This window comes from Streptomyces cavernae (assembly GCF_004023625.1).
GTDB lineage: Bacteria > Actinomycetota > Actinomycetes > Streptomycetales > Streptomycetaceae > Streptomyces > Streptomyces cavernae.
In genome coordinates this window covers 66304-90812 of the sequence record NZ_RPDJ01000040.1, presented here as the reverse complement: position 1 = coordinate 90812, position 24509 = coordinate 66304, and the positions used below count along the sequence as shown (strand labels likewise).

Sequence of the window (24509 nt, the reverse complement as noted above, 5' to 3'; positions counted from 1 at the left end):
GCCGGCCCCCACCGTCACCCCCTCTGTCACCCCCCACCGTCAATCCGCCGCCCGCTTCGCCGTCACCACCCGGTACGCCATCTCCGCCAGCCGCGCCTGGCCGTTCTTGCTCGGATGGAACCAGTCCCACTGGCTCAGCTGTGCCTCGCCGAAGCGGTAGTCGAAGACCGCGCCGCCGTCGAAGCGGCAGCGGCGGTCCTTCGCGCAGACCTCCTTCAGCACCTTGTTGTAGGCGATGACCCGGTCCTGCACCTGGGTGCGACGGCCGTTCGCGGCCGAGTCCAGGGCGTCCGGGTCGGCCAGCATCGACGGACAGATGCCCAGGCTCCACACCCGCTTGCTCAGCGGGTTGGCGCGCCCCGTCGACCACAGCCGCATCAGGTCCGGAACGCTCGCCACATAGACCTGCGCCCGGGGCAGGGCGCTGCGCAACGTGTGCAGGGCCTCCTCGAAGTCGGCGCGGAACTCCGCCACCGGAGTCATCGCGGAGACCGAGACCCGGCAGGCGTCGTTCGCCCCCGCCAGCACGGTCACCAGTTCCGGTTTGCGCGTGACGGCCCGGGCCATCTGACCGGGCAGGTCCGCCATCCGCGAGCCGGTCACCGCGTAGTTCCAGCTGCGCTCCGCGGCCCCGGTGCGCCCCAGCAGCCGTACGGCGAGGCTCTTGACGCCTGCGTCGGTGCCGGTGGCCCAGGACGCCTCCGGGCAGTCCGAGAGCACCGAGCAGGCGTCGAAACCCCGGGTGATCGAATCACCGACGGCGGCCAGCGACCGTGGGCTGGTGTCCCAGGTGGGCGAGGGCTTGGGGGAGGGTCTCGCGGAGGCGGAGGCGTCCTTCGGAGCGGGCGAGTCACCACCGACGGCGTCGCACCCGGCGATGCCCAGCAGTGCGGCCGTCCCCGCCGCCAGCGCGGCGGTGGCGGCGGCAAAAGCTCCCCGGCCTCGTTTGCGCATCCGCGAATTCCCCTCTGTCGTCGTGCAACGGGCTGCCCCTCAGTACGCGTCCCACCGAGTGAAACCTCAGCGTTTCGCGGCGCCAGGACCGACGGTACGTCACACTCCCGGCGCCGCCGCGCGGTAGCCTCGCCCCCGTGGCCGCCCTGCCACTGCTGTTTCGCCAAGTTACAAGATGTCCTGATCTGTCCGGAGGTTCGGGTGACGACACGTGGAGTCCTGTACGTGCACTCCGCGCCGCGCGCGCTCTGCCCGCACGTCGAATGGGCAATCGCGGGCGTGCTCGGTACGCGCGTCAACCTCGACTGGATCAGGCAGCCCGCCGCTCCCGGCACTTGGAGATCGGAGTTCTCCTGGCAGGGCGAGGCCGGCACCGCCTCCAAGCTTGCGTCCGCGCTGCGCGGCTGGCAGATGCTGCGCTTCGAAGTCACCGCCGAGCCGTGCGCCACGGCTGAGGGCGAGCGCTACAGCTGCACCCCCGAACTGGGCATCTTCCACGCGGTCACCGGTATCCACGGCGACATTCTGATCCCCGAGGACCGGCTGCGCGCGGCCCTCGCCCGCTCCCAGCGCGGCGAGACCAGCCTGGAGTCCGATCTCGCGAGGCTCCTCGGCAAGCCCTGGGACGACGAACTGGAACCCTTCCGCTACGCCGGCGAGGGCGCTCCCGTCCGCTGGCTGCACCAGGTCGTCTGAAACTCGTCTGACCACCCTTCAGTTCCCTTTCGGGCGGCGCGGTCTCCGCGGTCGTCGTCCGCTCGAAGCCCTCGTGTGTCCCGTCGACCGGCTCCCAGCCACCCCCAGCGCACGCGGGCCCCTCGAACGCCTGAAGGGCCCCACCGACCGGTGGGGCCCTTTCACAGTCCTGCGGGTTCACGATCGTGCGGGTCGACAGCCCTGCGCGTTCACAACCCTGCGGGGGGATTAACTCCCCCCGCTGACTCAGACGGTCCGGAACGCCAGCACCACGTTGTGCCCGCCGAACCCGAACGAGTCGTTCAGCGCCGCGATCCGGCCCTCGACGGGCAGCTTGCGGGCCTCACCGCGGACGATGTCGGCGTCCGCCTCGGGGTCGAGGTTGTCGATGTTGATCGTGGGCGGAGCGATCCGGTGGTACAGCGCCAGGATCGACGCGACGGACTCGATACCGCCGGCGCCGCCGAGCAGATGCCCTGTCATCGACTTGGTGCCGGAGACGGCCATGTGGTCGGTGTCGTCGCCGAACACCTTCCGCAGGGCCTTCAGTTCCGCGATGTCACCCGCGGGTGTCGAGGTGGCGTGCGCGTTGACGTGCATGATCTCGGCGGCGGCCAGGTCGGTGCAGTCCATCAGGTTCTGCAGGGCGTGCGAGATGCCACGGCCCTCCGGCTCCGGCTGCACGATGTCGTGGCCGTCGGCCGAGATGCCCTGGCCGACCGCCTCCGCGTAGACGCGGGCGCCGCGCTTGGCGGCGTGCTCGGCCGACTCCAGGACGATCACACCGGCGCCCTCGCCGAGGACGAAGCCGTCGCGGGCGACGTCGTAAGGACGCGAGGCGCCCTCGGGGTCGTCGTTGTTCTTGGACATCGCCATCATGTTGCCGAACGCGGCGATCGGCAGCGGGTGGATCGCCGCCTCCGTGCCGCCCGCCACCACCACGTCGGCGCGGCCCGAACGGATCATCTCGATGGCGTAGCCGATGGCCTCCGCGCCCGAGGCGCACGCCGAGACCGGGGTGTGCACACCGGCGCGGGCGCCCACGGCGAGGCCCACGTTGGCGGACGGACCGTTCGGCATCAGCATCGGCACGGTGTGCGGGGAGACCCGGCGCACACCCTTGTCACGCAGTACGTCGTACTGGTCGAGCAGCGTGGTGACACCGCCGATGCCGGAGGCGATGACCGCGCCGAGCCGGTCCGGGTCCACGGACGTGTCGTCACCGGCCTTGTCGGTGAAGCCTGCGTCGGCCCACGCCTCCTTGGCCGCGATCAGCGCGAACTGCGCCGAACGGTCCAGCCGGCGGGCCTGCGGGCGCGGAATGACCTCGCCCGGCTCCACGGCGATCTGCGCGGCGATCTTCACGGGAAGGTCGGCCGCCCAGTCCTGCTCCAGGGGGCGGACGCCGGACCGGCCGGCGATCAGTCCCTCCCAGGTGGAGGCCACGTCGCCACCCAGCGGTGTGGTTGCGCCGATACCGGTGACGACCACGGTGCGATTGGTCGAGCTCACGGGAATTCTTTCTCCAGCGGTACGAGGATTCAGAGGATTCAAACGGCGCCACCGCCGGGTGGCGGGGCCTCAGGGCCTGATCGGCGGATCAGCCCTGGTGCTTGAGGATGTAGTCGGTCGCGTCGCCGACGGTCTTGAGGTTCTTGACGTCGTCGTCGGGGATCTTGACGTCGAAGCGCTCCTCGGCGGCGACGACGACCTCGACCATGGACAGCGAGTCGACGTCCAGGTCGTCGGTGAAGGACTTGTCCAGCTGGACGTCCTCGACCGGAATCCCGGCGATCTCGTTCACGATCTCCGCGAGACCGGCGACGATCTCTTCCTGAGTGGCGGCCATGTCAGGCGCTCCTTCGTATGTATCCAGAGGGTGTGGCGGTAATCCGTGCCGGACCGGGTGATCCGACAGCGGTGCCTAGGGGAGGGTAACGACCGTGGCGGCGTAGACGAGACCCGCCCCGAAGCCGATGACGAGCGCGGTGTCGCCGCTCTTCGCCTCGCCGGTCGCCAGGAGCCGCTCCATCGCGAGCGGGATCGAGGCGGCCGAGGTGTTGCCGGTGGTCTCCACGTCCCGGGCGACCGTGACGTGCTCCGGCAGTTTGAGGGTCTTCACCATCGAGTCGATGATCCGCATGTTGGCCTGGTGCGGGATGAAGACGTCCAGGTCGTCCGGGGTGATCCCGGCCGCGTCCAGCGCCTGCTGGGCGACCTTCGCCATCTCGAACACGGCCCAGCGGAACACCGCCTGGCCCTCCTGCGTGATCGCGGGGAACTTGACGTTGCCCTCGCTGTCCAGCGGCAGGGTGGAGAGATCACCGGTCCGGAAGCGGTCCCACGGAACGGTCTGCTTGATCGTGCCGGCCTTGTCGCCCTCCGAACCCCACACGGTCGGGCCGATGTGCGGTTCCTGGGAGGGGCCCACGACGACCGCGCCCGCGCCATCACCGAACAGGAACGCCGTCGCGCGGTCCTCCAGGTCGGTCAGGTCGCTCAGCCGCTCGACACCGATGACGAGGACGTACTCCGCCGAACCCTCGACGACCATGCCCTTGGCGAGCGTGAGCCCGTACCCGAATCCGGCGCAGCCCGCCGAGATGTCGAACGCGGCGGCCTTGTCCGTGCCGAGCTTGTCCGCGATCTCGGTCGCCACCGCGGGGGTCTGGCTGAAGTGCGAGACGGTGGAGACGATCACGGCGCCGACCTGCTCCGCGGAGATCCCGGCGTCGGCGATCGCCTTGCCGGACGCCTCGATCGACATCGCGGCGACGGTCTCCTCGTCGTTCGCCCAGTGCCGGGTCGCGATGCCGGAGCGCGAGCGGATCCACTCGTCCGAGGAGTCGATCTTCTCCAGGATCACCTCGTTGGGCACCACCCGAACGGGGCGGTAGCCGCCCACGCCGAGGATGCGTGCGTACGGCGCGCCCTTGCTCGGCTTGATCTTCGACATGCTCTCGGGCTCCTTGTCAGGCGCTCTGCTCGGCGATGAGCTCGCGAGCGGCATCGAGGTCGTCGGGGGTCTTCAAGGCGATCGTTCGTACTCCCGGCAGCGCACGCTTGGCGAGACCGGTCAGGGTGCCGCCGGGGCACACCTCGATCAGCGCCGTCGCACCCAGTTTCTTGAAGGTCTCCATGCACAGGTCCCAGCGGACCGGGTTGGCGACCTGGCCCACCAGCCGCTCCAGCACCTCCGCGCCGGTCGCCACGGACTGCCCGTCCTTGTTCGACACGTACGCGACCTTCGGGTCCGCGGGCGTCAGCGCCTGCGCGGCCTGCTTCAGGGCCTGCACCGCGGGCGCCATGTGGTGCGTGTGGAACGCGCCCGCGACCTTGAGCGCCACCACCCGGCGGACACCCTCGGGCTTGTTCTCGTCCAGTGCCTTGAGTTCCTCGGCGGTGCCGGCGGCCACGATCTGGCCAGCGCCGTTCACGTTCGCCGCGGTCAGACCGAGCTTCTCCAGGTGCGGAAGGACCACGTCGGGCTCGCCGCCGAGCAGCGCCGCCATCCCGGTCTCGGTGACGGCGGCGGCTTCGGCCATGGCCAGGCCCCGTTTGCGTACGAGGGTCAGGGCGGCCGTGTCGTCGAGGACACCGGCGAAACCGGCGGCGGTGATCTCGCCGACGCTGTGCCCCGCGACGGCGCCCGGGGTGCACTCGCCGAGCGCGGACGCCGACAGCAGCCCCGCCGCGACCAGCAGCGGCTGAGCCACCGCCGTGTCACGGATGGCCTCCGCGTCGGCCTGTGTGCCGTAGTGGGCGAGGTCGAGACCGATGGCGTCCGACCAGGCGGCGATGCGGTCGGCGGCACCGGGGAGTTCGAGCCAAGGGGTCAGGAAGCCGGGCGTCTGGGCGCCCTGGCCGGGAGCGACGAGTACGAGCACTCTCACACTCTCTCTTGTGGACGGTGCGGCACGCCCGTGGGGACAAGGACGAAGAACCGCAAAGGGAATTGTGGAGCCCCGACAAAAGCCTAGAGTTGGGGATCACCTTCGGCCAGACGCCCCAGGATCAGCGCGATCCGCAGTGTGAACGCGGAGCGTACATCAGAAGGCGACCAGCCGGTGACGTCAGTCACACGTCGGAGCCGGTAGCGGACGGTGTTCGGGTGTACGAAGAGCATCCGGGCGGCCCCCTCCAGACTGCTCGCCTGCTCCAGGTAGACACTCAGGGTCTCCAGCAGGGCGGAGCCGGCCTCCTCCAGCGGTCTGTAGATCTCCTCCACCAACTGCTCGCGGGCGAACGGGTCACCGGCGATGGCGCGTTCCGGCAGCAGATCGTCCGCCAGGACCGGCCGCGGGGCGTCCTGCCAGGCGAAACACGCCTTGAGCCCGGCCGCGGCGGCCTGCGCGGAACGCGTCGCGGCCAGCAGGTCGGGCACGATCGGGCCCGCGACCACCGGACCTGCGGCATACGGTCCGATGAGCGCCTTCGCCACCTGCAGCGGATTGTTGCTGCCGCCCGCGATGACGACCAGCCGGTCGCCGAGGACCCCGGTGAGCACCTGCAGCTTGGCGTGCCGGGCGGCCCGCCGGATGGCCTCCACGGTCAGCTCGCTGTCACCGTCCGGAGCGGTGCCGAGGACGACACACACGTGTTCCGGCGAGTTCCACCCGAGGGCCGCGGCCCGCGACACGGCCCCTTCGTCGGCTTCCCCGCTGAGCACCGCGTTCACGACGAGGGACTCGAGCCGTGCGTCCCAGGCGCCACGGGCCTCCGCCGCCTGTGCGTACACCTGGGCGGTGGCGAAGGCGATCTCGCGGGCGTAGACGAGGAGTGCCTCGCGCAGCACGCCCTCGTCACCGGGGGCCGCCACCTCGTCGATGGCGCTCTCCATCACCTCGATGGTGGTGCGCACCATCTCCACCGTCTGCCGCAGGGTGATCGCCCTGGTCAGTTCGCGGGGCGCGGTGCCGAAGACGTCCGTCGAGATCGCCTGCGGGGCGTCCGGGTGCCGGAACCACTCGGTGAACGCGGCGATACCGGCCTGCGCGACGAGACCGATCCAGGAACGGTTCTCCGGGGGCATGGCCCGGTACCACGGCAGGGTCTCGTCCATCCGCGCGATGGCTTGCGCGGCGAGACTGCCGGACGACTTCTCCAGCCGTTTCAGCGTGCCGGCGTGCGGGTGCACGTGATACGCGGTCGGCTGGGTCTTGCGGAGTTCTGGTTCGGGCACGGGACAAGACTGCCTTATCCGGACGGACGCGTGCGGCGGCGGGGCTACCGTGGGGAAGGTGATGGACGTACGGCGCGGTGACGAGCGCTACCGCGGAGGGGATCCAGGGGCCGGGATCCACTCCCTGCACGCCTTCTCCTTCGGGCCGCACTACGACCCCGACAACCTCCGCTTCGGTGCCGTGATCGCCTGCAACCAGGAGCACCTGGCACCCGGCGCCGGTTTCGACGAGCACCCGCACAGCCACACGGAGATCGTGACCTGGGTGGTCGAGGGCGAGCTGACGCACCGCGACTCGACGGGCCACGAGACGGTGGTCCGGCCCGGCGACGTCCAGCGCCTGTCCTCTGCGGGCGGGGTCCGCCACGTCGAGCGCAACGACGCCGACGTCCCCCTCACCTTCATCCAGATGTGGCTGGCGCCGCTGGAACCGGGGGGCGACCCGGCGTACGAGATCGTCCGCGGCATAGCGGACTCGACGCCGTACGCGGTCCCGGAGGCGGGCGCGATGCTGCACGTGCGGCGCCTGGCGGCGGGGGAACGGACGGCGATTCCGGACGCACCGCATGTGTACGTCCATCTGGTGCGCGGCGAACTGCGTCTCGAGGGCACGGAGTTGACCTCCGGGGACGCGGCGCGGATCGCGGGGGCGAAGGACGTGGAGGCGGAGGCGTTGTCGGGGGCGGAGGTGTTGGTGTGGGAGATGTCGGCGTAGGCGCGGGGCGGGCGTGGTCGGCCACATCCCACGCCGGAGCCGGGGATGTGTCAGCCCGTCCGGCACTTGAGGACGAGGCCGTTCAGGCCGATGCGGGGGCCGGGGGCGGCAGCGCCCGGAGTTACGGGAAGGGCAGGGGCGGAGGGGGCGAACAACAACCCACCCCGGCCCCACGCGGGGCTCAGCCCCGCAACTCCGCCAGCACCGCGTCCGTGAACGGCGGCCACGCCTCGACCGCCCACGGCCCGAACGCCCGGTCCGTCAACGCCACACACGCCGCTCTCGCCACCGGGTCCACCCACAGGAACGTGCCCGACTGGCCGAAGTGGCCGAACGTGCCCGGCGACGACGAACTGCCCGTCCAGTGCGGTGACTTGGAGTCGCGGATCTCGAAGCCGAGCCCCCAGTCGTTGGGGTTCTGGTGGCCGTACCCGGGCAACACCCCCTTGGTCCCGGGGAACTGCACCGTCATTGCCTCCGCCACCGTCCGCGGATCCAGCAGCCGTGGCCCCTGCACCTCCGCCGCGAACCGCACCAGGTCGTCGACGGTGGAGACCGCGTCCTTGGCGGGCGAGCCGTCCAGCACCGTGCCGGTCATCCCGAGCGGCTCCAGCACCGCCTGCCGCAGGTACTCCCCGAAGGGGATCTCCGTCGCCTTCGCCACATGGTCGCCGAGTACCTCGAACCCGGCGTTGGAGTACAGCCTCCGCTCCCCGGGCCGGGCCGTCACCCGGTGCTCGTCGAAGGCGAGCCCCGAGGTGTGCGCCAACAGGTGCCGTACCGTCGACCCTTCCGGCCCGGCCGGCTCGTCCAGTTCGATGGCGCCCTCCTCGTACGCGACGAGCACCGCGTACGCGGCCAGCGGCTTGGTGACCGAGGCGAGGGCGAAGGGCCGGTCGACGGCACCGTACGAGCCGACGAGAGAACCGTCCGCCCGCACCACGGCGGCCGCCGCGTGGGGAACGGGCCAGTTCTCGATCGACGCAAGGCTCTGCAGGCTGTTCAGGGGCATACCCCGAGCGTAAGCGGCTCAGGGGTCCTTGCACTATGCCCGCCCGGGTCGCGCGGCCTGGCACCGCTCCCCCAAGCTCTCGGCTGCGCTCGAGCAGGGGGCACCCCCATCGCCGCGTTGCCGAAAAGCCCTAGTGGCTCCTCCCCCACCGTCGACTCCGCTCGAGCGGGGGCACCCCCATAGAGGGCTCTCCAGCGCCTTGCGATGCTCCCCCACAGCCCGAAAGGCGTGGGAGGTGCCCCCAGCACCAGACCACGCGACCTCATCGGACGCTCATAGCGCAAGGACCCCTCAGAGGTGCAGCCGCATGGAGGGGTCCGGCTTGCGTACGAAGCCCAGCGCGGCGTAGAGCGGTTCGGCCTCGGCGGACGCGTTCAGGTCGACCGCGCCCGCGCCCTTCTCACGGAACCAGTCCAGCAGCGACTCCATGCACGCGCGGGCGTAGCCGCGGCGTCGCGCGTCCGGGTCGGTGGCCACGCTGAAGACGTAACCCACCGAGCCGTGCGGATTGTACGAACTGCCGATCCGGTACTCGATGGTTCCGCACGTCAGCGCCGCGAGCGCGTCGGGCCGGTCGGGATGGTCGACGACGAACGCGGCGAAGTCCCCGTCGACCGAGGCGAGTCGGGCACGTAGGGTCGGCAGCGACTCGGCGTGCCACTCGGTGGACCCCCCGCCCCCGAATACCGAATCGATCATCACCTGACGCAGGCGGAGCAGTTCCTGGGCGTCCTCGGGGAGGGCACGGCGTACGAGACTCATGATCCGCACGGTAGCCAGCGGGGCCGTGCGCCGTCGTCGGAATTTCATAGGAATCGGCTTGCTTGGAGTCCACTCCAAGGCCATAGCGTGGGAGCCATGACGGTGATGGAGACCTCAGCCACCAGTACCGACAGTTGTGCGGGCCCGCGCCATGCGGACCGACGCCCCGACGGACAGGACAACTACACCATCAGCGAGGTCGCGGCCTTCACCGGTCTCACCGCGCATACCCTGCGCTGGTACGAGCGGATCGGGCTGATGCCGCACATCGACCGCTCCCACACCGGGCAGCGCCGCTACAGCAACCGCGACCTCGACTGGCTCGACCTCGTCGGCAAGCTCCGGCTGACGGGTATGCCGGTGGCCGACATGGTGCGGTACGCCGAGCTGGTGCGCGAGGGAGACCACACCTATTCGGACCGCTTCGAGCTGCTTCAGGCGACCCGCCGGGACGTACTGGACCGGATCGCCGAACTCCAGGACACGCTCGCGGTCCTCGACCGAAAGATCAACTTCTACGCGGACGCCGGGCGCGCCCTGGCTTCTGAGAGGGCCTGATGACGGACGGGCAGACGGATCGACAGACGGACCGACAGACGGATCGGCAGGCGGGGCACCGGCTGCCGAAGGTGGCGCTGGGCTCGGACGGCCCCGAGGTCGGGGTGCAGGGGCTCGGCTGCATGGGCATGAGCTTCGCCTACGGCCCCACGGACGCGGACGCGGCCCGGGGCACCCTGGAGCGGGCGCTGCAACTGGGCGTCACGCTGTACGACACGGCGGACGCCTACGGGGACGGCGAGAACGAGCGGTTCCTGGCCCCCTTCGTCAAGGCGCACCGTGACGAGGTGGTGATCGCGACCAAGTTCGCCCTCACCGTGCCACCGGGCGAGCCGACGAAACGGATCATCCGCAACGACCCGCCCTACATCAGGCAGGCCGTCGAGGCGAGCCTGAAGCGGCTCGACGTCGATGTGATCGACCTCTACTACATGCACCGGCGCGATGTGAATGTGCCGATCGAGGAGACCGTCGGCGTGATGGCCGAACTGGTCCGCGACGGCAAGGTCAAGCACCTGGGACTCAGCGAGGTCACCGCGAAGGAGCTGCGCGCGGCCCACGCCGTGCACCCGATCGCCGCCGTGCAGTCGGAGTGGTCCCTGTTCAGCCGGGACATCGAGCGCAGCGTGGTACCGGCCGTGCGGGAGCTCGGTGTGACGCTGGTGCCCTACTCGCCGCTCGGCCGCGGCTTCCTCACCGGTTCCTTCGTGAGCGCCGACCAGGAACTTACGGGCGACGACTTCCGCCGCCACATGCCGCGCTTCACGGGCGACAACGCGACCGCGAACGCGGCCCTGCTGGAGCCGGTCCGCGCCGTCGCGGACGCGCACGGTGCCTCACTCGGGCAGGTCGCGCTGGCCTGGGTCCACCGGCAGGCGGAGGTCCATGGCCTGCCGCTCGTACCGATCCCCGGCACCCGCAAGCCCTCGCGGCTGGAGGAGAACGTGGCGGCCGCCCGCCTCGTGCTCACCGAGGAGGACTTGGGACTCCTGGACCCGATCGCCGCGAAGGTCGCGGGCGACCGGTACGCGGACATGTCGTTCACGTCGGCGGGCCGGGAGTAGGGCCAAGGGCAGGGACGGGGGCAACGGCGAGGACGGGGCAAGGGGCAGGGACGAGGCCAAGGGCAGGGCGGGGGAGGGGACCCGGGGCGGGCCTTCCCGCGGGAGCTACCGAACACTTGCCCAGTGCTCCGCCCTTCAGGGTGGCGGTGTAGGGCATCCTTGCCGTAGCGGCCCGGAGGAGAGCAGAACCAGGGCTGGGATCGCGTTGTTCGGACAGGCGGAGCTGTCCGACCTACCGCCGGACGGGCGGAAAGTAACGCCTGTGGAGGCTCATGTAAGACCGGCTCTCGCAAGAGAGCGGGCGAGGGCCTGTGAAACAGGAACCCAAGGTCGCACCGCGCAGCGGTGTGGACCGGAATCGCCTGCGTTCACGCAGGCGAGGGCGTCAAAGCTCGGCCAGCAACTCCGCCTTCTTCGTGGAGAACTCCTCGTCCGTCAGCAGCCCCGCCTGGTGCAGTTCCCCCAGGTGGTGGATGCGTTCGGCGATGTCGGCGGGGTCCCGGCGGGCCGCCCGGCCCGAGCCGGGGCCCGTCGGTCCGGCCGAGCGGACCGCCGCCAGGACCGCCGCCGCGAACGGCAGCGACTCGTGAACGGGTCCATAGCCGAGCCCGAAGACGACAGCGGCGGGATCCTGGTCCACCTGTGCCGGCCGCCCCGGACCGTCCTCGCGCCGCAGCAGCCGCAGATGACCCTCGAACACCTCGGGGGAGCGCCACTCGACCCCGCTCAGTCCGGAGACGGGGAAACTCTGGTCGCCCGCCTTCCACTTCGCCGTCGAGGCCCCCGTCCACGACCATCGGAAGGACACCGACTTCCCGTCGAACGACGCCTTCCCGTCGTACGCCTTGAACCGCCGCGGCGCCTCGGGCGGCGCCACCAGATAGCGCTCGGCGGGCTCGTCGCCCGCGCCCGCCGGAAGCATCGCCCGCAGCTCGTCCGCGTAGTACTCGGCGAGCGTCTCCCGCTCCGCGGGGAGCACCAGCCGGTACGGGTCGCAGCTCTCCCTGAGCTGGCCCGCCGCGGCGTCCATCAGTGGATCGGCGCCCTGCCGGGGAACGGCGTGCAGCACCACGGTCCCGCGCTTGCCCGGAGTGAGGGTCACCTCCGAGATCGCATCGAGCGGGACACGCCGTTCGCCGAGCGCCTGGAACAGCTTCGGCGTGCGAATTCCCCGTTCGAAGCGGATGAGCACGGAGTCGGACTCGAACTCCCAAGCGGCATGAAATCCGGCCAGTACGTCACCCATGCGGGTCATCGTAAGCGGGGAGCCCATCTCGCGTCCCGCCCTCGGGCGGCCGCGATTCTTCCGGGCTCTACGCGCGTCCGACTGCCACCGCGCCCGGCAGACCGGTCAGACACGCGTCATCCTTCGCACACGCGACAGCTCGGTACGCGCCAACTCCGATCGCCGCGAGGTTGCGCAGGCTCGTCGTGCCGGGGGTGAAGTAGCCGGCGTGACCGTGCGCGCCGTCCGCGGACAGCAGCCGTGCGCCGAAGGCGCCGGAGACCGGGTCGGCGCCGTGGCCGATGCCGCCGAACTCCAGGTGCGGCACGTCCTGGATCCAGTCGCTCGCGTCCCGCATGGCCCACACCTGGGCGGAGGTGCGCAGCCCGGCGGCCGTCGCGGCGCGCATCCCGGGGCTGCCCGCCACGGCGATGTCCGTGACCCGGTCGGGCAGGTCGTGCGCGGCGACCCCGCAGACCACCGAGCCGTAGCTGTGGCAGTACAGCGCGACCGACGAGCGGCCGGGCAGCGTGCGGACCAGCTCGTTCAGCCGTACCGCGCCGTCGTCCGCGCGCATCGCGGTGGCCGCGTCCATGCCGAGGCCGCTGGGCGAGGTGTAGTCGGCCCAGGCGATCACGGCGGTACGTACCGAGGGATCGGCCGTGCGCTCCTGCTCGAACAGCGCGCCCGCCATGCCGACCGGTGCCGAGTACGGGCGGTTGGTGCGCTGGAACGTGAGCAGGTCGGTGTCCACGCCCGGCACCACGACCGAGATGCGGTCGGCGCGGTCCAGGTCGCCGAAGACCTCCGCGATCCGCCCCGACCCCATCGGGTCGAAGGCGAGGATCTGGCGGCCCGCCCCGAGCAGGTCCTCGTAGCGGTGCATACGGCGGCCCGCCAGCTGCTGCCCGCCCGGCGAGAGCCGGCTGTCGCGCATGCGTTTACGTTCCAACCTGCGCTGTTGCTCGATCGCGAGGCGGTTGGCGCGATAGCGCAGCTCCACCGGGGCACCCTCCATGTTGCCGACCGCGAGGGGATAGCGGGCGGCGAGCCGGGTGCGCTGGGCGGCGGTGAGCGTGGCGAAGAAGTGGGCGAGGTATCCGGCCGACGCATCGGGGTCGGGCAGCCGGTGTCCGCCCAGGTGGCCGCGCTCCCAGGCGGAGAGGGAGGCTTCGAGCGGTGAGGCCCCCCGGTGGTTGCGCACGGCGGTCCAGCCGGTGGTCGCCAGCATGACGAACACCACGGCCAGCGCGAGCAGGGCGCGCCACACGTTGAGCTGCGGGGAGGAGTCGAAGGAAGTCACTGACAGGACACACTAGGAGACGGGGAGACCTTCTCGTGACATGCGTGAGACAGATCACGTTTCACGGGGGGTAATTGGGGCGTTCAGGGCGCGATCGGGATGGGCGTCCTTATGTGCTGTTTAAGTTAGCGAACGTGGAGTGGCCTTGTGGTGACGGGTGGTTGGCGGGGGAGTGCTGCTCGCCCACGGCTGCTCACGGGATGTGAGCGAACGTGAAACACGTCACGGCGTGAGGTGTTTCACACGAGCGGCCCGCTTGCCGGGTTCGCGCGGACCCGGGTCCCCGGCGGTGACGGCATTCCGGCCGGAGTGAGCGACCGGTCGACGACCTCGTCGGTCTCGAAGGCGGCCACCGTCATCGATGTCCGCCGCCGGCCCGGCGGTCGCGGGTTGCGTCTGCCGGGCCGGTCGCCGCGCGCGGCCGCGGAACCGGTGTGGCTTGTCGGGCAGTTCCCCGCACCCCTGAGCGGCCTCCCGCCGTCCCAGCCCGGAGGGCGACCCCGACTGCGGCCGACCTCGGCTCCGGTGCGCGCACCGCGGCTCCGGTCCGCGGACCTCAGCGTCGGTCCTCGCCGTGCCAGTTCTCCATGAGGGCCGGTCCCACCTGGTCCAGGTATCTGGCCGTCAGTTCGCGGATCGCGGCCACGCTGTAGTCCTCGCCGGCGCCCCAGAGCCGGCCCGTCACCCGCATCACCCCGCCGAACGCGGCCACCGCGACCCGGGGTCGTGGGTCGGTGTCCACGTCCACGCCCTCGCGGTCGGCGATGAGTGCCGCGATCCGTTCCTCCATCTCCTCCGAGCGGCGCAGATGGACGGCGAGCAGGGCGGGCGTCGACTCGATCAACCGGTAGGTCCGCATGTGCAGTTCGATCGGGATGATCTCCTCGACGGCATCCCCGATGTTGTCCCAGCTCTCCAGGACCGCCTTGCGCAGCGCCTCCAAAGGCCCCTCGTGCGGCGGGCGTTGGCGTACCGCGTCGAGGAAGTGCGATTCGACCATGTCCTGCACCGCGAAGGCCGCCTCCTCCTTGCCGGCGAAGTACCGGAAGAAGGTGCGCTGCGAGACGTCAACGGCCTCGGCGATCTCGTCGACCGTGGTCCGCTCGTACCCCTTGGTCGTGAACAGTTCGAGGGCGGCCCGCAGCAGGGCGTCCCGGGTCCGCTGCTTCTTGCGCTCGCGCAGGCCCGGCACCACCGTCCCGGGGTGCTGTGGGGCTGCCTCCCGGATCTGTTGGCCCGTCTTCACTCCAAGGCCCTCTTTTCGTCAATTTGTGCAGCTCAAAATACCTGTGAGCTACATGACAGTTACCGACTTGTGAAATGGTTTGTCAACTGTCAGTGGCTGTCATTAGCCTCGACGCATGACTAGTCAGACCACCGTCGACGCCACCGGGCCGGCCGACAAGATACCGGTCGCCCCGTCCGACCCGACCCCGGCCAAGGGGCTGCGCGGCCACCCCTGGCTGACGCTCTTCGCCGTGGCGATCGGCGTCATGATGGTGGCCCTCGACGGCACCATCGTGGCCATCGCCAACCCCGCCATCCAGAAAGACCTGGGCGCCAGTTTCGCCGACGTCCAGTGGATCACCAACGGTTACTTCCTCGCTCTCGCCGTCACCCTGATCACCGCGGGCAAGCTCGGTGACCGCTTCGGCCACCGCCAGACCTTCCTCATCGGCGTGGTCGGCTTCGCCGCCGCCTCCGCCGCCATCGGACTGTCCAGCAGCATCGCCCTCGTCGTCACCTTCCGGGTCTTCCAGGGCCTGTTCGGCGCGCTGCTGATGCCGGCCGCGCTCGGTCTGCTGCGCGCGACCTTCCCCGCCGAGAAGCTCAACATGGCGATCGGTATCTGGGGCATGGTGATCGGTGCCTCCACCGCCGGCGGACCGATCCTCGGCGGTGTGCTGGTGGAGCACGTGAGCTGGCAGTCCGTGTTCTTCATCAACGTGCCGGTCGGCGTCATCGCGCTCGTCTTCGGTCTGTGGATCCTGCTGGACCACCGCGCGGAGAACGCCCCGCGCTCCTTCGACATCCTCGGCATCGCGCTGCTCTCCGCCGCCATGTTCTGCCTGGTCTGGGCGCTCATCAAGGCCCCGGAGTGGGGCTGGGGCGACGGCAAGACCTGGGCGTTCGTCGTCGCGTCCGTGGCCGGGTTCGTGCTCTTCGCCTTCTGGGAGACCAAGGTGAGCGAGCCGCTGATCCCGCTCGCCCTGTTCCGCTCGGTCGCGCTGTCGGCGGGTGTGGTGCTGATGGTCCTCATGGCCATCGCCTTCATGGGCGGCCTGTTCTTCGTCACCTTCTACCTGCAGAACGTGCACGGCATGAGCCCGATCGACGCGGGTCTGCACCTGCTGCCGCTGACCGGCATGATGATCGTCGGTTCGCCGCTCGCGGGCGCGCTGATCACCAAGCTGGGCCCGCGGATCCCGCTGGCGGGCGGTATGGCGGCCACCGCCATCGCAATGTTCGGCATGTCGACACTGGAGACGGACACCGGAAGCGCCGTCATGTCGATCTGGTTCGCGCTGCTGGGCCTCGGTCTCGCGCCCGTCATGGTCGGCGCCACGGAGGTCATCGTCGGCAACGCGCCCATGGAGCTGTCGGGCGTCGCCGGTGGTCTTCAGCAGGCCGCGATGCAGATCGGCGGCAGCCTCGGTACGGCCGTGCTGGGCGCCGTGATGGCCTCCAAGGTCGACAGCGACCTCGCGGGCAACTGGGCCGACGCCAAGCTGCCGCCGATGAACGAGGCGCAGTTGGCCCAGGCCGCGGAGGCGGTGCAGGTCGGTGTCCCTCCGCTGGCACCCAACACCCCGGCCCCGATCGCCGAGAAGATCACCGCCGTGGCCCACGAGACGTTCATCTCCGGCATGGGCCTGGCCTCCCTGGTCGCCGCGGGAGTCGCCCTGGTGGCGGTGTTCGTCGCCTTCCTGACCAAGCGCGGCGAGAACGCGGAGGCGGGCGCGGGGGTCGGCCACATCTAGCCGCACCGGAGTCATTCCGGCTCGGCGGCGTCGATCCGGCCCTGAGCAGTCCGGCCTGGCGTCGGTCCGGCCTGGCGTCGGTCCGGCCTGGCGTCGGTCCGGCCTGGCGTCGATCCGGCCCTGAGCCGGCCCGGCCCGGTGTCGGTCCGGAACCGGGAGAGCCTTCCGTGCACATCGGTCGAGCCCCGCGGGACGTGTCCCGCGGGGCTCGACGCGTTCTTCCGTACCGCGCCGCACCACCCGCAGCGTGCCCTCCCGATTCGTTCGCCTATCCGGGTGACGCCCTTTCATATCGCTTCCGCCGGGGCCTCGCCGCAGGTCAGAGTGGGTGTCAAGTGATCAGCGGGGCAAGGGGGTTGCGCGTCTTGCATACGACGATCCCGTTACGGAACCCATGTACCGCGTCGCGCTGCCGGAGGGGGACAGCGCGCCGCATGCCTGAGGGGGCCGAACCGGGGTACCCGGCACATCAAGCCCGAACCCACAGGTTCAGTACACGAGGGAGTGATGATGGCGGGCTTCGGACACACGACGCGCAAGCACCCCCGGTCACGTGGCCGGATGAGGTCAGGGGCTGGGCCGGACCGCGCGACGCTCGGAATCATCGGAGTCATCTGCGCGATCGCCGGGTTCTTCGTGCTGGGGATCGTCCTCGGACCGGTCGCGATCGTCTGCGGCTGGCTCGCGATGGGCCGCAGCTGGACCGGAACGCACTCGGTCCCGGCCCTGGTGGCCCTCGTGCTGGGCACTATCGACACGCTCCTGGCCATCCTCTGGCTGGCCGGGGCCACGACTCCCGCGGGCGGAATCTTCTGACCCGCGGGAAGTGAGGGAAAGGCCGCCCGGCGCCGGGGACGCCTGGGGAGGTGCAGCGCCGGGCAGAAATGGGCCCTCGGCAATGTTGCCGAGGGCCCGTTTCGTTCGTCCGCGCGCGTTCCCTGGGCTGGCTGCCCCAGGCATCGTCCCCCAGGGGGACCGCCCCCGGCATCGTCCCGGAGCTCAGCGGCGCCTTCGACGGGGCACGGCGGCCTTCGTCCGTCGGGCCCCGCCTTCGACGGGGCACGGCGGCCTTCGTCCGTCGGGCCCCGTCGGGCCCCGTCTGGTCGTACGGCTGGGGCGCCTTCGACGGCACGGCGGCTTCCTCCGGCGGCCTTCGTACGGCTCTGATCCCAGAAAGGCCGGCTCACCGAGGGCTCACCGAGGGTTCACCGACGGCTCACCTCGGTTGTTCCTCCCGTTCCCGTGCCTCGCTCAGCGCCGCCACCTGGGCCCGGAGGGCACGCACCTCGTGCGTCAGGGCCTCGATCGCCGCCGTCTGCTTCCGTTCCTCCGCGTCGTCCATCTCGAAGCGCGAGATGAACCACGCCGCGATGTTCGCGGTCACCACACCCAGCAGCGCGATCCCGGAGAGCATCAGCCCCACCGCCAGCATGCGTCCGAGGCCCGTCGTGGGGGCGTGGTCCCCGTACCCGACCGTCGTCATGGTGGTGAACGACCACCAGACCGCGTCGCCCAGCGTCTTGATGTTCCCGTCCGGCGACTCCCGCTCCACCGACAGCACGGCCAGCGAGCCGAACATCAGCAGTGCCACCACCGACCCGGCCACATAGGTGGTGAGCCGGATCTGTGAGGCCATCCGCGCCCGCCGTCCCACCAGCAGCAACGTGGAGACGAGCCGCAGCAGTTGCAGCGGCCTGAACAGCGGCAGCAGCACGGCGCACAGGTCCAGCCAGTGGGTCCGCACGAAGTGCACGCGATGGCGGGCGAGCACCAGCCGGACGATGTAGTCGGCGGCGAACGCACCCCACACCGCCCACTCGACCCGAGTACAGGCCTCCGTCAGGGACCGGCCGGCGTCGGGTGCCACGATCGGCACCGCGAACGCGATCGCGAAAACCACCGCCAGTGCCATCAGAGGGCGTTGCGTGCGCCGTTCCCAGCGCTCCTGCGCCGACTGTTCCTTCATGGGCGCATCGTAGAAAAAGCGTGGGGGTGGCGGGACCGAAGTCCCACCACCCCGGACGTCGGTCACCGCTACGCGTCGCCGCCGGCGGCACCCGGATCGGCCGCCGCCACGTCGAGCAGCTGGTAGCGGTCGATGGCCTGCTTCAGCACCGAGCGGTCGGCCTTGCCCTCGCGGGCCAGCTCCGTCAGCACCGTGACCACGATCGACTCGGCGTCGATGTGGAAGTAACGGCGGGCCGCGCCCCGGGTGTCGGCGAAGCCGAACCCGTCCGCGCCGAGCGACTGGTACGTGCCGGGCACCCAGCGCGCGATCTGGTCGGGGACGGACCGCATCCAGTCCGACACCGCCACGAACGGACCCTCTGCACCGGCCAGCTTCTGCGTGATGTACGGGACGCGCTGCTCCTCCTCCGGGTGGAGCAGGTTGTGCCGCTCCACTTCGACGGCCTCGCGCCGCAGTTCGTTCCAGGAAGTCGCCGACCAGACGTCCGCGCGGACGTTCCACTCCTCGCCGAGGATCCGCTGCGCCTCGAGGGCCCACGGGACGGCGACACCGGACGCCATGATCTGCGCCGGGATCGAGCCCGACGTGCCCGCGCCGAGGCGGTGGATGCCCTTGACGATGCCCTCGACGTCGACGTTCTCCGGCTCCGCCGGGTGCTGGATCGGCTCGTTGTAGACCGTCAGGTAGTAGAAGACGTCCTCGCCGTGCGGGTGTTCGGGCGAGGAGCCGTACATCCGGCGCAGACCGTCCTGCACGATGTGCGCGATCTCGTAGCCGTACGCCGGGTCGTACGCGATCGCCGCCGGGTTGGTGGAGGCCAGCAACTGCGAGTGCCCGTCCGCGTGCTGGAGTCCCTCACCGGTCAGCGTCGTACGGCCCGCGGTCGCACCCAGAACGAAACCGCGTGCCAGCTGGTCGGACATCTGCCAGAACTGGTCGCCGGTGCGCTGGAAACCGAACATCGAGTAGAAGACGTAGACCGGGATCAGCGGCTCGCCGTGCGTCGCGTACGCCGAACCCGCCGCGATCAGCGAGGCCGTGCAGCCCGCCTCGGAGATGCCGTCGTGCAGCATCTGCCCCGTCGGCGACTCCTTGTACGCGAGCAGCAGATCACGGTCCACGGCCTCGTACTGCTGGCCCAGCGGGTTGTAGATCTTCGCGCTCGGGAAGAACGAGTCCATGCCGAAGGTGCGGTACTCGTCGGGTGCGATCAGCACGAACCGCTTGCCGATCTCCTTGTCCCGCATGAGGTCCTTCAGCAGCCGGACGAACGCCATGGTTGTGGCGATCGACTGCTGACCCGTCCCCTTCTTCACGGTCGCGTACGTCTTGTCGCCCGGCAGTTCGAGCGGCTTGGACCGCACCACGCGCGTGGGGACGTACCCGCCGAGCGACTTGCGGCGGTCGTGCATGTACTGGATCTCGTCGGAACCGCGGCCCGGGTGGTAGTACGGCGGCAGGCCCGACTCCAGGTCCCTGTCGGCGATCGGCAGGTGCAGCCGGTCCCGGAAGCCCTTGAGGTCGGCGACCGTCAGCTTCTTCATCTGGTGCGTGGCGTTACGGCCCTCGAAGTTCGGGCCGAGCGTCCAGCCCTTGACCGTCTGCGCCAGGATCACCGTCGGCTGGCCCTGGTGCTCCTTCGCCGCCTTGTACGCCGCGAAGATCTTGCGGTGGTCGTGACCGCCGCGACCGAGGTGCAGGATCTGGTCGTCGGTCATGTTCTCGACCATCGCGCGCAGCCGGTGGTCGTCGCCGAAGAAGTGGTCGCGGATGTACGCGCCCGTCTCCGTGGCGTACGTCTGGAACTGGCCGTCCGGCGTGGTGTTCAGCTTGTTGACCAGCACCCCGTCGCGGTCCTGCGCCAGCAGCGGGTCCCAGGTGCGGTCCCACACCAGCTTGATCACGTTCCAGCCGGCGCCCCGGAACTGCGACTCCAGCTCCTGGATGATCTTGCCGTTGCCGCGCACCGGGCCGTCGAGCCGCTGGAGGTTGCAGTTGACCACGAAGGTGAGGTTGTCGAGCCCCTCACGCGCGGCGATCGACAGCTGCCCGAGCGACTCCGGCTCGTCCATCTCGCCGTCCCCGAGGAAGGCCCAGACGTGCGACTTGGAGGTGTCCGCGATCCCGCGGGCCTCCATGTAGCGGTTCATCCGTGCCTGGAAGATCGCGCCGAGCGGGCCGAGACCCATCGACACGGTCGGGAACTCCCAGAAGTCGGGCATCGACCGCGGGTGCGGGTAGCTGGACAGCCCGAACGGCGCCTTCGACTTCTCCTGCCGGAAGGCGTCGAGCTGCTGCTCGTCGAGGCGGTCGAGGAGGAACGCGCGGGCGTAGATGCCCGGCGAGGCGTGCCCCTGGAAGAAGATCTGGTCGCCGCCGTCGCCCTGGTCCTTGCCGCGGAAGAAGTGGTTGAAGCCGACGTCGTACAGCGAGGCCGAGGACGCGAAGGTCGCGATGTGCCCGCCGACGCCGATGCCGGGCCGCTGCGCCCGCGACACCATGACCGCGGCGTTCCACCGGGTCGCGTTGAGGATCTTGCGCTCGATCTCCTCGTTGCCGGGGAAGAACGGCTCGTCCTTGGTCGCGATGGTGTTGACGTAGTCCGTGCTGCGCATCTCGGGCACGGCCACGCGCTTCTCGCGGGCCCGCTCGATCAGGCGCAGCATGAGATAGCGGGCCCGGGCACGGCCGCGCTCGTCGACGGCGGCGTCGAGCGAGTCGAGCCACTCCTGGGTCTCTTCGGGATCGAAGTCAGGAACCTGACTCGGAAGGCCGCCAATGATGATCGGGTTGCGATCGGATCCGGAAGCCACGCTGTTCCTTCGCTGTCTGAGGGGGCTTGAACGCTTTCTCGCGCGCTGGGCGCTCTCTGGGGCCTGCGGGGGCTGGAACTGGACTGTTCCCCATCGTGTACCCCCGACCCCCAAACGTCATCTCTACTGGGAGGTAACCCGGAGGTGTGACGTGCGGCTTGGGGCAGCCGCGGCCAAATCGCAACGATACGCCCAGCCCATGGCGTGTACCGCAAAGTCGTTCGGATCTCAGCCGGATCCGAGGGTCAAAGTCGGCAAAACGGTCGGATCGCTGTGGCGTGTGTCACCCGATGTCCCGATATCCTGCCTGGCATTGCGGCGACACGGCCGGGATCGTCACCGTTTCGGCGGTCTGGAGGGCCGGGTACTTGCGCGATCCGCCCCGCCCGTGTGGACTACGGCCAATGCTTCGCGCACGCGCGTGGCTGAACTTCCCCTACCTTTGACGAGCCGGGGGAGACCCAATACCGCATCAAGATCAGGAGGCAAGCCGTGAGCGCGACCGCGGACCACGCGGAGGAGCGGACGAACCCTGCCGCGAGGCTGGGGTTCCAGCCCGAGCAGGTGGTCCAGGAGATCGGCTACGACGACGACGTCGACCAGGAGCTCCGCGAGTCCATTGAGGAAGTCATCGGCAGCGAGCTGGTGGACGAGGAATATGACGACGTCGCCGATGCCGTCCTACTCTGGTTCCGCGACGAGGACGGCGACCTGACCGACGCGCTGGTCGACGCGCTCTCGCTGGTCGACGACGGGGCCCCGGTCTGGCTGCTGACGCCGAAGACCGGCCGTGACGGCTACGTCGAACCGAGCGACATCAACGACGCCGCGCAGACGGCGGGTCTGTCGCAGACCAAGAGCATCAACGCGGGCAAGGACTGGACCGGGAACCGGCTGGTCACCCCGAAGGCGGCCAAGGGCAAGCGCTGACGCACCCGCCGCGACGTGTTGGACCCCCGCCGGGCGGTTGCCCGGCGGGGGTCTCGTCGGTCCCGGGGTCGGTCCCGGGGTCGGTCCCGGTCCGGATCCGTCGTGTACGGGTCGTGTGCGGTGGTGTACGGCCGGTCGTGTCCACAGGGGCGCGGCCGCATCCGGATCACTGCGTACCCTGGGCCCCACGGAACAGCCCACCGAAGGGAAGCGTGTGACGATGGCGATCGAGGTCGGTACCGAGGCCCCGGACTTCGAGCTGAAGGACAACCACGGAGCGACCGTAAGGCTCTCCGACTTCCGCGGCGAGAAGAACGTGGTCCTGCTCTTCTACCCGTTCGCCTTCACCGGCGTGTGCACCGGCGAGCTCTGCGCGCTGCGCGACGAGCTGCCCACGTTCGTCAACGACGACACCCAGCTCCTGGCCGTGTCCAACGACTCCATCCACACCCTGCGCGTCTTCGCCGAGCAGGAGGGCCTGGAATACCCCCTGCTGTCCGACTTCTGGCCGCACGGCGAGGTCTCGCGCGCGTACGGTGTCTTCGCCGAGGACAAGGGCTGCGCGGTGCGCGGCACCTTCATCATCGACAAGGAGGGCGTCGTCCGCTGGACCGTCGTCAACGCCCTGCCGGACGCCCGTGACCTGAACGAGTACGTGAAGGCGCTCGACACCCTCTGATTCTTCGGTTCCAAGGCCTGCGTGGGGCGGGAACCCGTCACTAGGATCGACTCGTTGATCCGATGGCAACGCACGACGGGGCTCCCCGCCCCTGGACACCAGACAAATATGGAGGACTCGTGGGAGTCAGCCTCAGCAAGGGCGGCAACGTATCGCTGACCAAGGAGGCGCCGGGCCTGACCGCGGTCATCATCGGTCTGGGGTGGGACGTCCGCACCACGACCGGCACCGACTTCGACCTCGACGCCAGCGCACTGCTGCTGAACCCGTCGGGCAAGGTCGGCAGCGATGCGAACTTCGTCTTCTTCAACAACCTCAAGAGCCCGGACGGCTCGGTGGAGCACACCGGCGACAACCTCACCGGTGAGGGCGAGGGCGACGACGAGCAGATCAAGGTCAACCTCGCGGGCGTCCCCGCCGACGTCGAGAAGATCGTCTTCCCGGTGTCGATCTACGACGCCGAGAACCGCCAGCAGTCGTTCGGCCAGGTCCGCAACGCCTTCATCCGCGTGGTGAACCAGGCGGGCGGAGCGGAAATCGCCCGTTACGACCTCTCCGAGGACGCCTCGACGGAGACCGCCATGGTCTTCGGCGAGCTGTACCGGCACGGTGCGGAATGGAAGTTCCGCGCGATCGGTCAGGGGTATGCATCGGGTCTGCGCGGTATCGCGCAGGACTTCGGTGTGAACGTCTGAGCGTTCTGGTGCCGCGGCAGGCAACGTTTGCCCGTCAAGGAGCGGCGTCCGGGGCGTCCTCTGGGGGTACCCCTGCTCGAAGAGCTTGGGGGAGTGCCGGCCGGAAGTCCTCGTACTGGACGTACTTGGGCTTCGGCCGGTGCGGTGAGAGGGCGTCCCGGGCGTCGCGACGGGGCGAACGTTGTCTGTTGCGGCACTAGCTCTCCTCGATCCGGCGCCGCACACCTCGGAGTGCGGCGCCGGACGCGCACATGTACACAGCTTCGACAACTGAACGCTGCAGGACCCGGGCCGGCCGGGGGGCGGGCGCGGGATTCATCTCGGGGAGGACAAGATCATGGGCGTCACGCTCGCCAAGGGGGGCAATGTCTCCCTCTCCAAGGCCGCACCGAACCTCACGCATGTGCTGATCGGGCTCGGCTGGGATGTCCGCACCACCACGGGAGCCGACTTCGACCTCGACGCCAGCGCGCTGCTGTGCAACTCGGGCCGGGTGCTCGGTGACGAGTGGTTCATCTTCTACAACCAGCTCAAGAGCCCGGACGGCTCGGTCGAGCACACCGGCGACAACATCACCGGTGAGGGCGACGGCGACGACGAATCGATCCTGATCGACCTCTCCAAGGTCCCGGCCCACTGCGACAAGATCGTCTTCCCGGTGTCGATCCACGACGCCGACAACCGCGGGCAGACCTTCGGCCAGGTCAGCAACGCCTTCATCCGTGTGGTCAACCAGGCCGACGGCCAGGAACTGGCCCGCTACGACCTCAGTGAGGACGCGTCCACGGAGACTGCCATGATCTTCGGCGAGGTCTACCGCTACGGCGGCGAGTGGAAGTTCCGCGCCGTCGGCCAGGGGTACGCGTCCGGACTGCGCGGCATCGCCCTGGACTTCGGGGTGAACGTCTCCTGAAGACCCTCGGGCCCAGGCCTTCCGGTCGTTCCGGGGCCACTCGGTCCGGCCGGAAGGC

At 70.0% G+C, this 24509-nt stretch carries 23 protein-coding genes; 10 read left to right on the top strand and 13 right to left on the bottom strand.

Going from position 1 to position 24509, the window contains the following annotated elements:
- Positions 1 to 39 precede the first annotated feature (39 nt).
- Positions 40 to 954 (bottom strand): SGNH/GDSL hydrolase family protein, encoded by a 915-nt coding sequence (locus tag EF387_RS37390; RefSeq protein ID WP_128381056.1) that lies wholly within the window; start codon positions 952 to 954, stop codon positions 40 to 42.
- A gap of 201 nt (positions 955 to 1155) precedes the next feature.
- Here EF387_RS37390 and EF387_RS37385 point away from each other — a divergent pair, with 201 nt between their 5' ends.
- On the top strand, positions 1156 to 1650 hold the full coding sequence (locus EF387_RS37385) for a DUF3145 domain-containing protein (protein WP_128381055.1): 495 nt from the start codon (positions 1156 to 1158) through the stop codon (positions 1648 to 1650).
- A gap of 246 nt (positions 1651 to 1896) precedes the next feature.
- On the opposite strand, the gene fabF is transcribed toward EF387_RS37385, so the two are convergent.
- The 5 genes from fabF to EF387_RS37360 all read right to left on the bottom strand — a co-directional run bounded on the left by fabF (position 1897) and on the right by EF387_RS37360 (position 6832).
- Positions 1897 to 3162, bottom strand: coding sequence for a beta-ketoacyl-ACP synthase II (gene fabF / locus EF387_RS37380; RefSeq protein WP_128381054.1), 1266 nt, complete (start codon positions 3160 to 3162; stop codon positions 1897 to 1899).
- 88 nt (positions 3163 to 3250) lie between these two features.
- On the bottom strand, positions 3251 to 3499 hold the full coding sequence (locus EF387_RS37375) for an acyl carrier protein (RefSeq protein ID WP_103543242.1): 249 nt from the start codon (positions 3497 to 3499) through the stop codon (positions 3251 to 3253).
- Between the two features lie 75 nt (positions 3500 to 3574).
- Positions 3575 to 4606 (bottom strand): ketoacyl-ACP synthase III, encoded by a 1032-nt coding sequence (locus EF387_RS37370; RefSeq protein WP_128381053.1) that lies wholly within the window; start codon positions 4604 to 4606, stop codon positions 3575 to 3577.
- A 16-nt stretch (positions 4607 to 4622) separates the two neighbouring features.
- Complete coding sequence (locus tag EF387_RS37365) at positions 4623 to 5537, bottom strand: ACP S-malonyltransferase (RefSeq protein WP_128381075.1); 915 nt, start codon at positions 5535 to 5537, stop codon at positions 4623 to 4625.
- Between the two features lie 89 nt (positions 5538 to 5626).
- Positions 5627 to 6832, bottom strand: a complete 1206-nt coding sequence (locus tag EF387_RS37360) for a PucR family transcriptional regulator (RefSeq protein WP_128381052.1) — start codon at positions 6830 to 6832, stop codon at positions 5627 to 5629.
- A gap of 61 nt (positions 6833 to 6893) precedes the next feature.
- Here EF387_RS37360 and EF387_RS37355 point away from each other — a divergent pair, with 61 nt between their 5' ends.
- A complete protein-coding gene (locus EF387_RS37355) occupies positions 6894 to 7547 on the top strand; it encodes a pirin family protein (RefSeq protein ID WP_128381074.1) in 654 nt (217 codons plus the stop codon).
- 181 nt (positions 7548 to 7728) lie between these two features.
- Here the strand turns inward: EF387_RS37355 and EF387_RS37350 are convergent, their stop codons facing one another.
- Both EF387_RS37350 and EF387_RS37345 read right to left on the bottom strand, forming a co-directional pair.
- Complete coding sequence (locus EF387_RS37350) at positions 7729 to 8559, bottom strand: serine hydrolase domain-containing protein (RefSeq protein ID WP_128381051.1); 831 nt, start codon at positions 8557 to 8559, stop codon at positions 7729 to 7731.
- A gap of 291 nt (positions 8560 to 8850) precedes the next feature.
- Entirely contained in the window at positions 8851 to 9321 is a 471-nt protein-coding gene (locus tag EF387_RS37345) for a GNAT family N-acetyltransferase (RefSeq protein ID WP_128381050.1), read from the bottom strand.
- Between the two features lie 96 nt (positions 9322 to 9417).
- Between EF387_RS37345 and EF387_RS37340 the strand changes: the two genes are divergently transcribed.
- Positions 9418 to 9879, top strand: coding sequence for a MerR family transcriptional regulator (locus EF387_RS37340; RefSeq protein WP_128381049.1), 462 nt, complete (start codon positions 9418 to 9420; stop codon positions 9877 to 9879).
- Complete coding sequence (locus EF387_RS37335) at positions 9879 to 10943, top strand: aldo/keto reductase (RefSeq protein ID WP_128381048.1); 1065 nt, start codon at positions 9879 to 9881, stop codon at positions 10941 to 10943. Before EF387_RS37340 ends, EF387_RS37335 begins: the two co-directional genes overlap by 1 nt.
- 385 nt (positions 10944 to 11328) lie before the next feature.
- Here EF387_RS37335 and EF387_RS37330 read toward each other — a convergent pair whose 3' ends face one another.
- The 3 genes from EF387_RS37330 to EF387_RS37320 form a co-directional block, all read right to left on the bottom strand.
- Positions 11329 to 12189: a DUF4429 domain-containing protein gene (locus tag EF387_RS37330; RefSeq protein WP_202918486.1), complete on the bottom strand. Its 861-nt coding sequence runs from the start codon at positions 12187 to 12189 to the stop codon at positions 11329 to 11331.
- A 67-nt stretch (positions 12190 to 12256) separates the two neighbouring features.
- Positions 12257 to 13471, bottom strand: a complete 1215-nt coding sequence (locus tag EF387_RS37325; protein WP_128381047.1) for an alpha/beta hydrolase — start codon at positions 13469 to 13471, stop codon at positions 12257 to 12259.
- Positions 13472 to 14027: 556 nt separating this feature from the next.
- Positions 14028 to 14699 carry a TetR/AcrR family transcriptional regulator gene (locus EF387_RS37320; protein WP_420802665.1) on the bottom strand — a complete coding sequence of 224 codons (672 nt, stop codon included), beginning with the start codon at positions 14697 to 14699 and terminating at the stop codon, positions 14028 to 14030.
- A gap of 133 nt (positions 14700 to 14832) precedes the next feature.
- Here EF387_RS37320 and EF387_RS37315 point away from each other — a divergent pair, with 133 nt between their 5' ends.
- Both EF387_RS37315 and EF387_RS37310 read left to right on the top strand, forming a co-directional pair.
- Positions 14833 to 16452 carry an MFS transporter gene (locus EF387_RS37315; protein WP_128381046.1) on the top strand — a complete coding sequence of 540 codons (1620 nt, stop codon included), beginning with the start codon at positions 14833 to 14835 and terminating at the stop codon, positions 16450 to 16452.
- Between the two features lie 507 nt (positions 16453 to 16959).
- Positions 16960 to 17268 (top strand): small hydrophobic protein, encoded by a 309-nt coding sequence (locus EF387_RS37310; protein ID WP_128381045.1) that lies wholly within the window; start codon positions 16960 to 16962, stop codon positions 17266 to 17268.
- Between the two features lie 400 nt (positions 17269 to 17668).
- Here EF387_RS37310 and EF387_RS37305 read toward each other — a convergent pair whose 3' ends face one another.
- Both EF387_RS37305 and aceE read right to left on the bottom strand, forming a co-directional pair.
- The gene (locus EF387_RS37305) at positions 17669 to 18418 is read right to left on the bottom strand and encodes a potassium channel family protein (RefSeq protein WP_128381044.1); all 750 of its coding nucleotides are present in this window, start codon (positions 18416 to 18418) and stop codon (positions 17669 to 17671) included.
- A gap of 68 nt (positions 18419 to 18486) precedes the next feature.
- Entirely contained in the window at positions 18487 to 21234 is a 2748-nt protein-coding gene (gene aceE / locus EF387_RS37300) for a pyruvate dehydrogenase (acetyl-transferring), homodimeric type (protein ID WP_128381043.1), read from the bottom strand.
- Positions 21235 to 21726: 492 nt separating this feature from the next.
- Here aceE and EF387_RS37290 point away from each other — a divergent pair, with 492 nt between their 5' ends.
- The 4 genes from EF387_RS37290 (at position 21727) to EF387_RS37275 (ending at position 24451) form a co-directional block, all read left to right on the top strand.
- Complete coding sequence (locus EF387_RS37290) at positions 21727 to 22164, top strand: DUF3052 domain-containing protein (RefSeq protein ID WP_128381042.1); 438 nt, start codon at positions 21727 to 21729, stop codon at positions 22162 to 22164.
- 220 nt (positions 22165 to 22384) lie between these two features.
- On the top strand, positions 22385 to 22843 hold the full coding sequence (locus EF387_RS37285; protein ID WP_128381041.1) for a peroxiredoxin: 459 nt from the start codon (positions 22385 to 22387) through the stop codon (positions 22841 to 22843).
- A 119-nt stretch (positions 22844 to 22962) separates the two neighbouring features.
- On the top strand, positions 22963 to 23538 hold the full coding sequence (locus EF387_RS37280; protein ID WP_128381040.1) for a TerD family protein: 576 nt from the start codon (positions 22963 to 22965) through the stop codon (positions 23536 to 23538).
- Positions 23539 to 23875: 337 nt separating this feature from the next.
- A complete protein-coding gene (locus EF387_RS37275) occupies positions 23876 to 24451 on the top strand; it encodes a TerD family protein (protein ID WP_128381039.1) in 576 nt (191 codons plus the stop codon).
- Positions 24452 to 24509 lie beyond the last annotated feature (58 nt).